This window comes from Agromyces sp. Root81 (genome assembly GCF_001429165.1).
In the GTDB taxonomy this organism is placed as follows: domain Bacteria; phylum Actinomycetota; class Actinomycetes; order Actinomycetales; family Microbacteriaceae; genus Agromyces.
In genome coordinates, this window is sequence record NZ_LMIR01000002.1 from 25,316 (window position 1) to 39,377 (window position 14,062).

The following is a 14,062-nucleotide window of genomic DNA, read 5'->3' on the forward strand; positions in this document are numbered from 1 at the left end:
CGATCAGGCCGCTGCGATCAGGCCGGCGCGATCCAGCGGAGCGGCACCTCGATCGTGACCTCGGTGCCGCGGCCCACTACGGTATGCCAGTCGATCGTGCCGCTGAGCTCGCCCTGGATCAGGGTGCGTACGATCTGCGTGCCGAGCCCCTCGCCGACCTTGCCCTCCGGCAGGCCCGAACCGGTGTCGCGCACGGTCACGGTGAGCGTGGTCTGCGAGCGGTCGGCCGTGATCTCGACGTCGCCCTCCTGGCCCGCGAGGCCGTGCTCGACGGCATTCGTGACGAGTTCGGTCAGCGCGAGCGCGAGCGGGGTCGCGTACTCGCTCGGCAGCACGCCGAACGAGCCGGACCGCTTCGGGTGCGCCGTCGTGTTGTGCGCCGAGGCGACCTCGGCGACGAGCAGCAGGGCCCGGTCGAACACGGCGTCGAAGTCGACGTTCTGGGTCAGCCCCTCCGAAAGGGTGTCGTGCACCACCGCGATCGCCCCGACGCGGCGCATGGCCTGCGTGAGCGCCTCGCGCGCCTCGTCGGAGTGCGTGCGCCGCGCCTGGATGCGCAGGAGCGAGGCCACTGTCTGCAGGTTGTTCTTCACCCGGTGGTGGATCTCGCGGATCGTCGCGTCCTTGGTGATGAGCTCCTGCTCCTGGTGGCGGAGCTCGGTGACGTCGCGGCTCAGCACGATGGCGCCGATGCGCTCACCGCGGTGGCGGATCGGGATCGCCCGGAGCGAGACCGTGACTCCGCGCGACTCGACGTCGGTGCGCCAGGGCGCGCGGCCGGTCACGACGAGCGGGAGCGATTCGTCGACCACGAGCTTGCCGGCGAGGAGCCGCGTCGTCACCTCCGCGAGCGACTCGCCCTCGAGCTCGTCGTCGAAGCCCATGCGGTTGAACGCGGAGAGGGCGTTCGGGCTCGCGAACGTCGTGATGCCGTCGACGTCGAGGCGGATGAGTCCGTCGGAGGCGCGCGGGGCGCCGCGGCGCGGCCCGGTCGGGGCACCGAGGTCGGGGAAGTCACCCGACGCGATCATCTGGAAGAGCTCTTCGGCGCACTCGTTGAACGTGAGCTCCTGACGGCTCGGCGTGCGCGTCGCGCCGAGGCTCGTGTGCCGGGTGATCACGGCCACGGGCTCTGGGGCGACGTTGGTGCCGGTCGTGGTGAGGCGGCGCATGACGGGCACCGCTCGTACCCGGGTCGGCATCTCCTCGTACCAGTCGGGGGCGGATGAATCGACGATCCGCGCGGTCGAGTAGGCCTGTCCGACGAGCTCGCGCCACTGCGGCTTGATCGCCTGGCCGACGAAGTCGCGGTAGAAGAGGGTCGCGGCGCTCGACGGTCGGGAGTGGGCCACGGCGACGAAGTCGTCGTCGCCTGAGGGGACCCACAACACGATGTCGGCGAAGGCGAGATCGGCGAGCAGCTGCAGGTCGCCGACGAGCATGTGCAGCCAGTCGACGTCGGCCTGACTGCTGCGGCCCTGGGCGAGGACGAGATCACTGAGGGTCGACACAGCTCAAGCGTACTGCCCGGTGCGCGCCTCGGGTCGCAGCCCGATGCGCTCCTCAGCCGGTCGAAGCCCGGCGCAGCACCGGTATCGCGAACCCGCGCCGCCGTACGGGCTCGGGTGCCGGCACGAACGCGTCGAGCGCGAAATCGCGGATCGCCGTGCGCAACGGCGATCGCGGTGCCGCATCGCGCAGTGTGCGGGCGGTGAGGATCGCGGCATCCGTCGCTTTGGCGTCGTGGGGCAGCAGTGCGGCATCGCCGAGCCCGCCGAAGCGGCGCAGCGTCTGACGCACCTGCCCGTGCGCGTCGATGCCGAGCGCACTCGTGCGGACCCGGTTGACGACGACGTCGACCCGTTCGGGTTCGACGAGCTCAACGAGCTCGCCATGGCCGCGCAGCAGTCGCGACAGCCCGACGGGATCGGCGAGGCCGACGGCCACGACACGGTCGGCCGCGGCGAGCGCAGCGAAGGTGGCGGCGTTGCGTCGCGGGGCGAACTGGTCGCTCGTCAGCTCCTCGTCATGCTCGAGGCTGAACCCGGTGTCGATGACGACGTACTCGACCCAGTCGCGCAGCGCCCCGATCGCAGCCGTCACGCGGTCGCGCGAGAGTTCGGGCCAGCGGCTCGGCCCGACGAGCCCGGTGAACACGTTGAATGCCGCTCGCGGCGCGGTGTACCGCTGCGCGATGCGCTCGAGTTCCGCACGGTCGAGTGCGTCCCCGCCGGCGAGACGGCACGCCGAGGCGAAGCCGGGCGCCTCGTCGAGCAGGCCGAGCGCCGGTGCGATCGCGCCCCCGTACGGATCGGCGTCGACGAGCGCGACGGTGTGTCCGGCCGCGGCGATCTCGGCGGCGAGGTTGATGGCGAGCGTGCTGCGGCCGGGCGCTCCGCCCGGGCCCCAGACCGCGATGACGGATGCCGCGCGCTCGTCCCTCGCTCGTCGGTCGCCCACTCGCGACGGGACGGGAACGCCGCCGCTGACGAGCGCTTCGATCTCCGTCCATGGGGCGTTCGCATCGACGACCTCGTGCAGGCCGAGTTGCGAGGCGTGCGCCCGCTCGGCATCGCCGCCGGCGAGCGCCACCAGGCGGATGCCGCGATCGTCGCACGCGCTGAGCAGCTCGGCGCTGAGCGTGCCGCGGCCGGCCCCCACGAGCACGACATCGGGACCGAGCACGTCGAGGTTTCCGAGGAGGTCCCGCCAGCCGACGAGCCGGGCGACGATCGTGTGCCCGTGCTCGACGATGTCGGCGAGGATCCGGTCCTCCGTCGAGCCGTCGAGGGCGAGGGCGAGTCGAGCCACCTCACTCCCCCGTCGACCGAGCGGGCACGAGGTCGATCGCGTCACCGGTCGCGAGCGCCCCCAGGAGTGCCGCGACCTTCTCGCGCGGGATCAGGATCTCGACCGAGACACCGGCGGTCGAGACCATCCCCTCGCTCTCGATGACGCCGGCGATCTCGGCGCCCGGCACGAGCACGGTCGGCGGCTCGAATCCGCCGCGTTCGACCTGCTTCGCGGTCCAGACGTCGACGCGGGCGCCGGCGGCGATGCCGGCGGGCAGCGGCCCCCTGCTCGGCACGACGACGGTCGCGAGGCCCGTGCGGTCGACCTCGTCGACCGCGGCCGTCGGCACGAGCTCGCCTGCCTCGATCGTGCGGGCCACGACGAGCCCATCCGAGGGCAACCCGCCCGCCGCGAGGTAGTGCTGTCCGCTCCCGCCGAGCCGGACGGACTCTGTGGCGAGGTCGTCCGCCTGGATGCGCGTGCCGGGGGTGAGCGTTTCGCGGGCGACGTAGACCTCGACACCGTCGTCGAGTCCCGACACGAGAGTCCAGACGCCGACGGTCGACCCTGCGATGAGCACGATGCCGATGATCAGGCGCGGATCGAGCCGGATTGCGCCCCGCTCGCCCCGCTCGCGACGTGTCGTCATGTGCGTTCCCTTCGGAGTGGCGCCGGGTCGCGCCGGGGTCTATCGTCACCCGAACCCGGGACACGGTCCGGAAGTTATCCACAATCACCCCTGCCGACCCGCAACCGGTCGATAATCAACACATGACCTCTCCAGGTTCGGGCGATGAGATCGGCCGGTTCCTCACGCTCGCAGACGCGGCCGAGATCCTCGCCGTCGATGTCCCGGCCGTCGACGAACTGGTCCGTTCCGGCGAGCTGCCGGCGATCCGGGTCGGTTCCACCGGGCCGTGGCGCATCGAGCGCGTGCAGCTCGAGGTCTGGATCGAGCTGCAGTACGAGGAGACCCGCAAGTTCTCGGCCTGGAACCAGGGCGAGTTCGCGAACGTCGTCGAGCTCTCCGGCGCGCACGGCGCGCGCCTTCGCCCGGTCGACTGACCGCGACTCCGCTCAGCCGACGTCCACGACCAGGACGCGGGCGAGCGGCACGATGCGGTAGCCGTGCACGGCGTTCTCACGCCTCGGGCGATCGGCGTCGTGCAGTGCGAGGTCGATGTGGTCGCGCGCGACCCGGTCGATCGTGCCGTGCGATTCGCCGTCGAGGGTGCTGAGGCGCACCGGCGTGCGGCGTCGGCAGAGGTCGCGCAGCACGAACGGCAGGCCGAGACGTTCGGCGATGCGAGCGGATGCCTCGGGCACCGACGCGAGGCTCGGCTCCAACTGCGCTCGGGTGGGGAGCAGGGCGGCGATCGCCGCGATGGGAACGACGCACTGCGCGGCACCGCCTCGTGTCCCCTCCGCCGACCGGCCGCTCACCCAGTCGCGGCCGAACACCTGTGGTCGGAGGTCGATCGTGCGCCCGCCATGGAGTTCGATGCGGATGAACCCGGCCGGGTCGTCGGCGTCGGACCGGGCGATCGACGCGAGCCGATCGCGCAGTGTCAGGCGGCCGAGGCGCAGGCGTTCCTCTTCGACGGCGAGCGCGCGCTCCTCGTCGCGCTGGTCCTGGTCGATCTGCGACTCGAGGTCGTCGAACAGCAGGTCCCAGCGCATGCAGCGACGCTACATGGCGAACCACCTGATCCGAAACGTTATCCACAGGGTTGCGAAACCTCTTGACATCGAAACGGAGGCTCACCTACGGTTCACACAGGAATCACCCGACGTCCCCCACTCGGGGGTGATCCTGTCGCTCGGCCGAAAGACCAGGCGAGCCCTCCTCCCCCATGGAGTACAGATGACCGCACGCGACGCGATCGGCACCCGAACTGCCGTGACCCGCACCTCGACGGCGCGCCTCCTCGACGACGACGAGTACTTCGCCCGCCAGCCCGCCCGCCGCACCGAGCTGCCCGACCCCGAGCCGCTGCTGCGCAGCCTGACCCACTGCGTCATCGAGGCGCTGGCCGGCGCTCGCGACCTCGAGCAGCTCGCGAGGTGGGTCGACGACGACGTCTACCGCAACCTCTCGAAGCGGGTCGTCCTCGCCGCTCGGGCTCGCCGGGCCAAAGGGCAGTCACCGCAGCGCCCGGCCTTCTCAGTGGGCCGAGTGCACCTGTGCGAACCGGCCGACGGCATCGTCGAGGCCGTGGTCATGGTGCACCAGCGCGCGAGATCTCGAGCGGTCGCGATCCGCATCGAGGGCTTCGACCAGCGCTGGCGCGCGAGCGCCATCGGCGTCCTCTGAGCACGCTGACGCTCTCGCCCGCGCAACACGACGTCCAGCAGACGCGAAACCCCGGTCGGTGCACTGCACCGACCGGGGTATCGTCGTCGTCCGTCAGCGACCCTTGCGGTCCTGGGCCCGACGCTCCGCACGGTTCTGCGGCTCGACCTCGCCACCGGTGCGCTGACCGAAGGCTCCGCGCGACTCCTCGGCCGCGGGCACCTGGTTCTCGGCCACGGCACGACGGGCGCGCTGCGTCGCCGCCTGCTGCACCTGACCGCGCTGGTTGCGCACCTCGACACCGCCGGCGTCGCTCGGCGCCGAATAGCTGAGCTTGTCGTCGGCCGCCCCCTGGCGACCGAGTCCCTTCGCCTCGATCTTCGCTCCGGCGGCACCGGCCTGCGGCGCCACCTCGACCTCGAGGTTGAAGAGGAAGCCGACGGTCTCCTCGCGGATCGATCCCATCATCTGCTGGAACATCGCGTAGCCCTCGCGCTGGTACTCGACCAGCGGGTCGCGCTGCGCCATGGCTCGCAGGCCGATGCCGTCCTTCAGGTAGTCCATCTCGTAGAGGTGGTCACGCCAGCGCCGGTCGATGACCGAGAGCACGACGCGGCGCTCGAGCTCGCGCATCGCGGGCGAGCCGAGCTGCTCCTCACGGCGGGTGTAGGCGACCTTCGCGTCGGAGAGGATCTCACGGCGGATGAAGTCGCGGTTGACCCGTCCCTTCTCTCCGGCCTCGGCGACGACCTCATCGATCGTGATGCCGATCGGGTAGAGCGTCTTCAGCTCGGTCCAGAGTGCGTCGAAGTCCCACTCCTCGGGGTTGCCCTCTGCCGTGTGGCTGTCGAGCACCTCGTCGATGACGTCTTCGAGGAACTTCTGCGTGCGCTCGTGCAGGTCGTCGCCCTCGAGGATGTGACGACGGTCACTGTAGATCGCCTCGCGCTGACGGTTCAGCACGTCGTCGTACTTCAGCACGTTCTTGCGGATCTCGGCGTTGCGCGCCTCGACCTGCGACTGCGCCGAGCGGATGGCCCGCGAGACGACCTTGGACTCGATGGCGACGTCGTCGGGCACGCCGCGCGACATGAGGCTCTCGGCCGCGCCGGCGTTGAAGAGGCGCATGAGGTCGTCGGTCAGCGACAGGTAGAACCGGCTCTCGCCCGGGTCGCCCTGACGGCCGGAGCGTCCGCGCAGCTGGTTGTCGATGCGTCGCGACTCGTGACGCTCGGTGCCGAGCACGTAGAGTCCGCCGGCGGCGAGCACCTTCTCGGCTTCGACGGCGACCTCGGCCTTGACCTTCTCGAAGACCTCGTCCCACGCGGCCTCGTACTCCTCCGGAGTGTCGACCGGGCTGAGTCCGCGCTCGTGCATGAGCTGCACGGCGATGAACTCGGCGTTGCCGCCGAGCATGACGTCGGTACCGCGGCCGGCCATGTTCGTCGCGACCGTGACCGCGCCGTGGCGGCCGGCCTGGGCGACGATCGCAGCCTCACGAGCGTGGTTCTTCGCGTTCAGCACCTCGTGCCGCACGCCCTTCTTGGCGAGCAGGCGCGACAGGTACTCGCTCTTCTCGACGCTCGTGGTGCCGACGAGCACGGGCTGGCCCTGCTTGTGGCGCTCCACGATGTCTTCGACGACCTGGCCGAACTTCGCCTCCTCGTTCTTGTAGACGAGGTCGGGCTGATCGATGCGCACCATCGGCTTGTTCGTGGGGATCGGCACCACGCCCAGCTTGTACGTCGACATGAATTCGGATGCCTCGGTCTCTGCGGTACCCGTCATGCCCGAGAGCTTCGCGTAGAGACGGAAGTAGTTCTGCAGCGTGACGGTCGCGAGGGTCTGGTTCTCGGCCTTGACCTGCACACCCTCCTTCGCCTCGATCGCCTGGTGGATGCCCTCGTTGTAGCGGCGACCGACGAGGATACGGCCGGTGTGCTCGTCGACGATGAGCACCTCACCGTTCATCACGACGTAGTCCTTGTCGCGCTTGAACAGGGCGTTGGCCTTGATCGAGTTGTTGAGGAAGGAGATGAGCGGGGTGTTGGCCGACTCGTAGAGGTTGTCGATGCCGAGGTAGTCCTCGACCTTCTCGATTCCGGGCTCGAGCACGCCGACCGTGCGCTTCTTCTCGTCGACCTCGTAGTCGACGTCGGGCACGAGTCGCTTCGCGAGGTTCGCGAACTCGGTGAACCAGCGGTTCGCCTCGCCCGATGCCGGGCCCGAGATGATGAGCGGCGTGCGCGCCTCGTCGATGAGGATCGAGTCGACCTCGTCGACGATGGCGAAGTGGTGGCCGCGCTGCACCATGTCGCTCGCCTGCCAGGCCATGTTGTCGCGCAGGTAATCGAAGCCGAACTCGTTGTTCGTGCCGTAGGTGATGTCGGCGGCGTACTGCTCGCGGCGCACCTGCGGGTTCTGGCCGGCGACGATGCATCCGGTGGTCATACCGAGGGCACGGAACACGCGGCCCATGAGCTCGGACTGATAGCTCGCGAGGAAGTCGTTGACCGTGATGACGTGCACGCCGCGGCTCGTGAGCGCGTTGAGGTAGGCCGCGGTCGTCGCGACGAGGGTCTTGCCCTCACCGGTCTTCATCTCGGCGATGTTGCCGAGGTGGAGGGCGGCGCCGCCCATGAGCTGCACGTCGAAGTGGCGGAGGCCGAGCGTGCGACGGCTCGCCTCGCGCACCGCGGCGAACGCCTCGGGCAGCAGGTCGTCGAGCGACTCGCCGCTCGCGTAGCGCTCACGGAGTTCGACGGTCTCATTTCGCAACTCGTCGTCGCTGAGCGCCTGGAATCCGTCTTCGAGGGCGTTGATCGCCGCTGCGTAGTTCTCCAGCCGCTTGAGGGTGCGGCCCTCACCGACGCGGAGGACCCTTTCCAGAATCGAAGCCACGAATGTTCTCCTGTTGTCGTTGGGCGCAAGGCCGCGGATCGAACCCGGGCACGCCCGCTGCCGCCATGCAGACGGCCATCATAGCCATGCTAGCGGGGAACGAGCCGCACCCTCCCGACCTCGTCGAGCGGTCGGCCGGAGCCGAACCGCCCGACGGGGTCGGTGAGCACTTGACTCAGGTGGCCGTGGTCACGCGCTGGCGCGCTGCAACTCGACCGGCGAGGTCGATGTCGACCGCTCCTCGGCCTGCTCGTCGAGCCCGATGAGGCCGTAGTCCCAGCCCTTCCGCCGGTAGACCACGCTCGGCCGGCCCGACTCGGCATCGACGAAGAGGTAGAAGTCGTGCCCGACGAGCTCCATGAAGTAGAGCGCGTCGTCGACCGTCATCGGTGCCGCCGTGAACATCTTGCGCCGGATGACGACCGGCGTGTAGACCTCGTCTTCGTCGACATGCGGTTCGTTCTCGTCGACGACCGGGATGCTGCCGGTTCGTACCTGCGCGAGTACCTCGGATGCCGCGGCGTGCACTCCGACATCGGAGAATCCGACATCGGTGGCCTCGCGCAGCGAGGTCGGCCGTCGTGATCCCCCGCGATGCACCTTGCGGCGGTCCTTCGCCCGCCGGATGCGCTCGAGCAATCGCCCGAGTGCGACGTCGAACGCCGCGTACTTGTCGGAGCCGTCTGCCTCGGCACGGACCACTGGTCCCTTGCCGACGAGGGTGAGCTCGACGCGGTCGGGCCCGGGGTTGCCGTTCTTCTCGTTGTGCCGACTGAGCTTCACGTCGAGTGAGATCGCGCGCTCTGCCAGATGCGACACCTTCTCGGACTTCTCCGCCACATAGGCGCGGAAACGGTCCGTGATCCCCAGGTTTCGTCCGACGATGTTCAGTTCCATGACGACCTCCGTTCACCGGCGTGTCACCCGGTTCTGAAGGGTGGATCGACCACGCCTGTCCTGCCACCGTAGCCCCCTTGTGCAGCAAAGTCACGGAGTGAATGCCGAGAGGTCCCTGCATGTCGCGGGAACCTGCGCGGCGTCTCGGCGAGCACCGCGATCGCCACCGTCTCGCCGCCTGCCGCAGCAAGGGCTCGCACCGCTTCGGCGAGGGTCGAGCCGGTCGTCACGATGTCGTCGACGAGCAGGAAGCGACGGCCGCCGAGTGGGGAGCGCGCGGCCGCGGTGCCGTTCACGAGGCGCGGGAACGAGCGCATGCGCGCGCGGACGACGAGTCCGCCAGCGGCGTTGCGCCGCCGCGCCTCGGCATCGAGTCCGGCCTGGTCCTCTCGCTCCCTCGCGAGCTCGAGCACCGGCACGGAGCGGATGCCGCAGCGCCCGAGCAGTACCTCGACGGGCACGTATCCCCGCGCACGACGGGCCGCGGGAGTCGATGGGATCGTGCACACCTCGACCGACGTACCGTCTGGCACTCCGGCGAGCGCGGCGAGGAGCGAGGCGCGCAGGGCGGAGGCGAGGGCCGACGCGGCATCCGTTCGCCCGCCGTCCTTGAAGGCGCCGAGCACCGACGCGGCGACGCCCGAGTACTCGAGGCCCGCCCAGAGGTGCAGGCCGGCCCGTTCGAGGCGGCGGGGCTCGGGAACGAGGGCGAGGCGGCAGGCGGGGCACACGGCGTGATCGGCAATCCCGCAGCCGGAGCACGAGACTGGGAGGAGCACCGCGATCGCGTCGCGCAGCGCCGCGCGCGCCAGCGTCCGAAGCGGGCCGAGCGCAGGGCGAACGCCATCGGGAGGCAGATCGGCGTCACCGGCCATGCGACCACTCTGACGGACGACGACCCTCCGGAACTCGACATACGGCTGAGCGACGGCATGCTGCCCGTCAACCCCTTGGGGAGGGCGAGTCGCTCAGTCGGGCTGCTGCGACGCCATGAGCAGGATGCCGCTTGCGCGCGCCTGCCAGCCGACTCCGCTCGGCACCTCCAGAAGACCCGCCGAGGTCAGCAGCCGGATGTCGCGCACGCTGTTGCCGCCATCGATCGCGGTGGCGTCATCGGGCCCCAGTCGGGGATCGTCGGCGAACCCGCCGAGCTCCTGCGTGATCACTCGCGTGCCGCCGCCGGGCAGTGCCGTAAGCGAGGCCACGGTGCCGGCATCGAGCCAGGTGACGTCGCGCGGCGAGCCGACGATGTCCGCCAGCCCGAGCGTGACCGTGCTGAGTGCGACCGGTATGCCGGCGGCATCCCTCTGGATGGAGGCGGCGACGAAGTGGGTCGCGTTCCCGTCGCCGAGGAGCGCGACGAGCCGAGTCGAGTCGCGGGAGATCTCGAGCGCGGCGATCGACGACCCGCTCCACGGCACCGGAAGTTGCACCGCGTCGGCTGATCCGTCTGCCGGTCGGACCACGAGTTGATCGGGGAAGGCGCCGGGCACCGTCCAAACGACGCCGTGACCGTCGAGTGCCGGCACGATCAGCCCGTCGCGCGGATCGAACGGCACCGCCTCCTCACCCGCTCGAACGATCGACACTCCGGCACCGGTGAGCACCGCAGCCGACTCGCCGCCCGACCCGAGCGCGGCGCCGATGGGAGCGAGCGCCTCCACCTGCGGCGAGAGATCGGGGATCTGCTCGATGCCCTCTCCTGAGGTTGCGAGGTAGCCGAAGGTCGTGCCGTCGAAGACGACGGGACGCGGATCGACCGGTGGGTTCTTCAGCGGCGCAGGCGAGAGTTCGGGAACGTTCTGCTCGACGCCGTTGAGCGACAGGGCGACGTCGTCGACGTTGCGCACGCCGTCGAGGCTCTCGTCCAGCTGCTCCTGCATGCGCTGCACGTTCACGATGTCGTCGTCGGTGGCGCCCGAGAGATCGACGCTCGCCACCCGGCCGGACACCGGAACGGACGCCGAAGCGAGCCGAGTGCCCTCGGGGAACGCCGAGCGGACGCCTGCCGCAAGCCAATCGGAGGGGCCGACGAGCAGGGCGCGCACGATGCTCGTCTGTGCGGAATCCCGGCCGGCGAACCAGCGGAGGTCCGGCACGAGGTAGTCGAAGTCGCCCGAGTAGAAGAAGAGCGGATAACTGCGGAAGACCTGCGAGAACGTGGTCTGGTCGGTGAGCAGCCCGGGCGGCGCCAGCGAGATGCGCCACTGACCCTCGACCTGCTCGAAGTCGTACCGGAGTTCGATCGGGGTCGACTCCGAGATGTCGTACTGCCCGGTCGGCGAGAGCTGGGCAGCGGGCGTCGCGTCGACGACGATGGACGTCTCCCCGACCTCGGTGAACCCGCGATCGGCGAGCACGTCGATGGTCGCGCCGTCGCTGGCGCTCCACTCGTCGGCGAACGTCGGAGTGAGGAACTGGCGTGCCACCTGGTAGCCGTTGCGCGGACTCGCAGCCGCATCGATGAAGCCCTCGAGGATCTGCAGCTGACTCGCATCCTGCACCGGGCCGGGAACGATCGTGTCGAGCTCGAGCGACTCCTCTGCGGGCGCCGGCGCTTCGGCGTTGACCCCACCGGAACTCGGAATGGACACGCAGCCGGCGAACAGCACCGCGACCGCGAGGACGGAGGTCCCGAGCACTCGTCTACGCATCGTTCGCCTCCCAGCCGCCGGTGCCGGCCCGTTTCGATGCCGCAGCGCGCCCCGCGGCATCCGTCTCGACGGTCGTCTCGGTCGCGACCGCGCGCACGACGCCGGTCGCCGGCGGGCCCGTGGCATCGATGTCGTCGGGCTCGAGCGGCAGCGGCGAGACGAGCGGCTCGTCGCCCTCGACACCCGCGCGTGGCAGCGTGAGCCGGAACACGGTGCCCGAGCCGCGTCGCGACCAGACCTCGAGGGTGCCGCCATGGGCGACGGCGTCTTCGAGCGCGATGGCGAGCCCGAGGCCGGTGCCGCCGATCGTCCGGGTGCGGCTCGGATCGGCCCGCCAGAACCGGTCGAACACGCGTGCCGACTCGTCGGCGGTCATGCCGAGTCCGTAGTCCCGCACCGACAGCGCGATGGCCGATGCATTGCTGTCGACGGCGACGACGATCGGGCGCCCCTCGCCGTGCTCGATCGCGTTGCCGAGCAGGTTCCTCACGATCCGTCGGATGCGGCGCGGGTCGACCTTCGCGTCGAGATGGCCTCCCGGCGCCTCGAGCCGGAGTTCGCTGCCGCGACTGCGGGCCAGCTCGTGCATCGACTCGATCGCATCACCGGCGAGATGCACGAGATTCGTCGGCTCGGTCGCGAGCTCGACCGAGCCAGCGTCGTAGCGGCTGATCTCGAGCAGGTCGGAGAGGAGGGTCTCGAACCGCTCGGTCTGGGTGTGCAGCAGTTCCACGGTGCGCGAGGTCGGGCCGGGGAAGTCGTCGCGCTGGCCGTAGAGCACGTCGCCGGCGAGCCGGATGGTCGTCAGCGGGGTGCGGAGCTCGTGCGAGACGTCCGAGACGAAGCGCTGCTGCATCACCGAGAGCTCCGCGAGCTCGCGGATGCGCGCCTGGAGGCTGTCGGCCATGCCGTTGAACGAGGCGGCGAGGGTGGCCAACTCGTCTTCGCCCTTCTCGGGCATGCGCACGCCGAGGTCGCCGGCCGCGAGCCGACGGCTCGTCATCGCCGCCGAGCGGATGGGCTCGATCACCCAGCGGACCACCAGCAGCGTGATGCCGCTCAGCAGCACGAGCAGGGCCACCGCGCCGATCGTGCCGACGAGTTGCATGAACGAGAGGGTCGCCTGCGCAGCGGCGAAGTTGTAGCCGATGTAGAGCTCGTAGTCGCCGACCGCGGGCACGGCGATGGTGCTGCCGACGACCACACCGGGATCGTCGGCGCCGGATCTGCCCTCGAGCGCGACCGACTGCCAGTACTGACCGGCTTCGCCGGAACGCACCTGCTCGTGCAGTTCGGGCGTGATGACGCCCGAGAGGCTCGGCGCGATGCGCGTCGGCGGTGCGCTCTCGCTCGTGACGTCGTCGGGCTGGAAGTACGCGATCGACGCGCTGCCCGACACGCTGCGCACGGTGCGCTCGATGTCGGCCATCACCTCCTGCATCGACGCGCGGTCGGACGCGACCGATCCCTCGAGGATGAGCTGCGCGGCCCTCGTCGCGTCGTTCGCGTCCTCGAGCGCACCCTCGAGCTGCGTCTTGAAGAGGTTGGAGGCGATGCTGAAGGAGATGTACAGCCCGATGATGAAGATCGCGAGCGAGGAGAGCGCGAAGGTGATGATCACCGTGCGGAACTGCAGCGAGCGCCGCCACAGTTCGACCGCATGGCGCGGCAGTGCGGCGAGGCCATTCACGATGTCTCGCCACGAACCGGCACTGAACAGTGCCGGGGCCTCCGCCTGCGACATCCGCCCGCCTAGGTGGTCGCGCCGGCTCGGTAGCCGACGCCGCGCACCGTCATCACGATGCGGGGATTGTCGGGGTCGTGCTCGACCTTCGCCCTGAGGCGCTGCACGTGCACGTTCACGAGCCGGGTGTCGGCCTTGTAGTGGTAGCCCCAGACCTGCTCGAGCAGCATCTCGCGGGTGAAGACCTGCTGCGGCTTCGAGGCGAGCGTCAGCAGCAGGTCGAACTCGAGCGGGGTGAGGTTGATACGTGTGTCGCCTCGGCGCACCTCGTGGCCGGCCGCGTCGATCGTGAGGTCGCCGATGCCGAGCGTCGAGGCCGCCTGATCGGGCGCGGGGCGAAGGCGCGTGCGGATGCGCGCGACGAGCTCCTTCGGGTTGAAGGGCTTGACCATGTAGTCGTCGGCACCCGATTCGAGGCCCTTGACGACGTCTGTGGTGTCGGTCTTCGCGGTGAGCATGATGATCGGCGTGCCGGACTCCGCCCGGATGCGCCCGCACACCTCGATGCCGTCGATGCCCGGGAGCATGAGGTCGAGCAGCACGAGGTCGGGCTTCGACTCGCGGAAGGCGGCGAGCGCTCCCGTGCCGTCGGCGCAGAAGAAGGGCTCGAAGCCCTCGGTGCGCAGCACGATGCCGATCATCTCGGCGAGGGCCGTGTCGTCATCGACGACGAGTACGCGTGGATTCATCCGTTCATTCCTGTCAGCACCGCCGGGTCACGGCCGAAACCAGTGCGTCAAGCGTAGTCGGTCGAGGCGGGAAGGCCACCAGAATGCCCTG

The 14,062-nt window shown here is 70.0% G+C and carries 12 protein-coding genes; 2 read left to right on the plus strand and 10 right to left on the minus strand.

From position 1 onward, the window contains the following. Positions 1-17: 17 nt before the first annotated feature. The 3 genes from ASE14_RS05165 to ASE14_RS05175 are packed head-to-tail and all read right to left on the minus strand — an operon-like array spanning position 18 to position 3,442. Complete coding sequence (locus ASE14_RS05165; RefSeq protein ID WP_056651879.1) at positions 18-1,511, minus strand: sensor histidine kinase; 1,494 nt, start codon at positions 1,509-1,511, stop codon at positions 18-20. A gap of 52 nt (positions 1,512-1,563) precedes the next feature. Then, entirely contained in the window at positions 1,564-2,811 is a 1,248-nt protein-coding gene (locus ASE14_RS05170; RefSeq protein WP_056651882.1) for a P-loop NTPase, read from the minus strand. Position 2,812: 1 nt separating this feature from the next. Further along, the gene (locus tag ASE14_RS05175) at positions 2,813-3,442 is read right to left on the minus strand and encodes an SAF domain-containing protein (protein ID WP_056651885.1); all 630 of its coding nucleotides are present in this window, start codon (positions 3,440-3,442) and stop codon (positions 2,813-2,815) included. A gap of 122 nt (positions 3,443-3,564) precedes the next feature. On the opposite strand from ASE14_RS05175, the gene ASE14_RS05180 reads away from it, so the two are divergent. Next, positions 3,565-3,858, plus strand: coding sequence for a helix-turn-helix domain-containing protein (locus tag ASE14_RS05180; RefSeq protein WP_056651888.1), 294 nt, complete (start codon positions 3,565-3,567; stop codon positions 3,856-3,858). Between the two features lie 12 nt (positions 3,859-3,870). Here the strand turns inward: ASE14_RS05180 and ASE14_RS05185 are convergent, their stop codons facing one another. Then, positions 3,871-4,473: a hypothetical protein gene (locus ASE14_RS05185; protein WP_056651889.1), complete on the minus strand. Its 603-nt coding sequence runs from the start codon at positions 4,471-4,473 to the stop codon at positions 3,871-3,873. Between the two features lie 184 nt (positions 4,474-4,657). Here ASE14_RS05185 and ASE14_RS05190 point away from each other — a divergent pair, with 184 nt between their 5' ends. Next, on the plus strand, positions 4,658-5,107 hold the full coding sequence (locus ASE14_RS05190; protein ID WP_235511109.1) for an Rv3235 family protein: 450 nt from the start codon (positions 4,658-4,660) through the stop codon (positions 5,105-5,107). 93 nt (positions 5,108-5,200) lie between these two features. Here the strand turns inward: ASE14_RS05190 and secA are convergent, their stop codons facing one another. From secA to mtrA, 6 genes are all read right to left on the minus strand, one after another. Next, the gene (secA, locus tag ASE14_RS05195) at positions 5,201-7,987 is read right to left on the minus strand and encodes a preprotein translocase subunit SecA (protein ID WP_056651894.1); all 2,787 of its coding nucleotides are present in this window, start codon (positions 7,985-7,987) and stop codon (positions 5,201-5,203) included. Positions 7,988-8,176: 189 nt separating this feature from the next. Next, on the minus strand, positions 8,177-8,884 hold the full coding sequence (gene hpf, locus ASE14_RS05200) for a ribosome hibernation-promoting factor, HPF/YfiA family (RefSeq protein ID WP_056651898.1): 708 nt from the start codon (positions 8,882-8,884) through the stop codon (positions 8,177-8,179). Positions 8,885-8,907: 23 nt separating this feature from the next. Continuing rightward, the gene (locus ASE14_RS05205; protein ID WP_056651901.1) at positions 8,908-9,759 is read right to left on the minus strand and encodes a ComF family protein; all 852 of its coding nucleotides are present in this window, start codon (positions 9,757-9,759) and stop codon (positions 8,908-8,910) included. A gap of 93 nt (positions 9,760-9,852) precedes the next feature. Next, complete coding sequence (locus ASE14_RS05210; RefSeq protein WP_162257702.1) at positions 9,853-11,538, minus strand: GerMN domain-containing protein; 1,686 nt, start codon at positions 11,536-11,538, stop codon at positions 9,853-9,855. Continuing rightward, entirely contained in the window at positions 11,531-13,282 is a 1,752-nt protein-coding gene (gene mtrB, locus ASE14_RS05215; RefSeq protein WP_082600199.1) for an MtrAB system histidine kinase MtrB, read from the minus strand. The genes ASE14_RS05210 and mtrB overlap by 8 nt, the downstream gene beginning before the upstream one ends. A gap of 8 nt (positions 13,283-13,290) precedes the next feature. Next, positions 13,291-13,971: an MtrAB system response regulator MtrA gene (mtrA, locus tag ASE14_RS05220; protein ID WP_056651907.1), complete on the minus strand. Its 681-nt coding sequence runs from the start codon at positions 13,969-13,971 to the stop codon at positions 13,291-13,293. Positions 13,972-14,062: the final 91 nt, after the last annotated feature.

Coding starts and splice junctions, on each gene's coding strand:
- ASE14_RS05190 (WP_235511109.1), top strand. CDS start 4,658: ATGACCGCACGCGACGCGATCGGCACCCGAACTGCCGTGACCCGCACC.
- mtrB (WP_082600199.1), bottom strand. CDS start 13,282: ATGTCGCAGGCGGAGGCCCCGGCACTGTTCAGTGCCGGTTCGTGGCGA.
- ASE14_RS05180 (WP_056651888.1), top strand. CDS start 3,565: ATGACCTCTCCAGGTTCGGGCGATGAGATCGGCCGGTTCCTCACGCTC.
- ASE14_RS05185 (WP_056651889.1), bottom strand. CDS start 4,473: ATGCGCTGGGACCTGCTGTTCGACGACCTCGAGTCGCAGATCGACCAG.
- hpf (WP_056651898.1), bottom strand. CDS start 8,884: ATGGAACTGAACATCGTCGGACGAAACCTGGGGATCACGGACCGTTTC.
- ASE14_RS05210 (WP_162257702.1), bottom strand. CDS start 11,538: ATGCGTAGACGAGTGCTCGGGACCTCCGTCCTCGCGGTCGCGGTGCTG.
- ASE14_RS05205 (WP_056651901.1), bottom strand. CDS start 9,759: ATGGCCGGTGACGCCGATCTGCCTCCCGATGGCGTTCGCCCTGCGCTC.
- ASE14_RS05175 (WP_056651885.1), bottom strand. CDS start 3,442: ATGACGACACGTCGCGAGCGGGGCGAGCGGGGCGCAATCCGGCTCGAT.
- mtrA (WP_056651907.1), bottom strand. CDS start 13,971: ATGAATCCACGCGTACTCGTCGTCGATGACGACACGGCCCTCGCCGAG.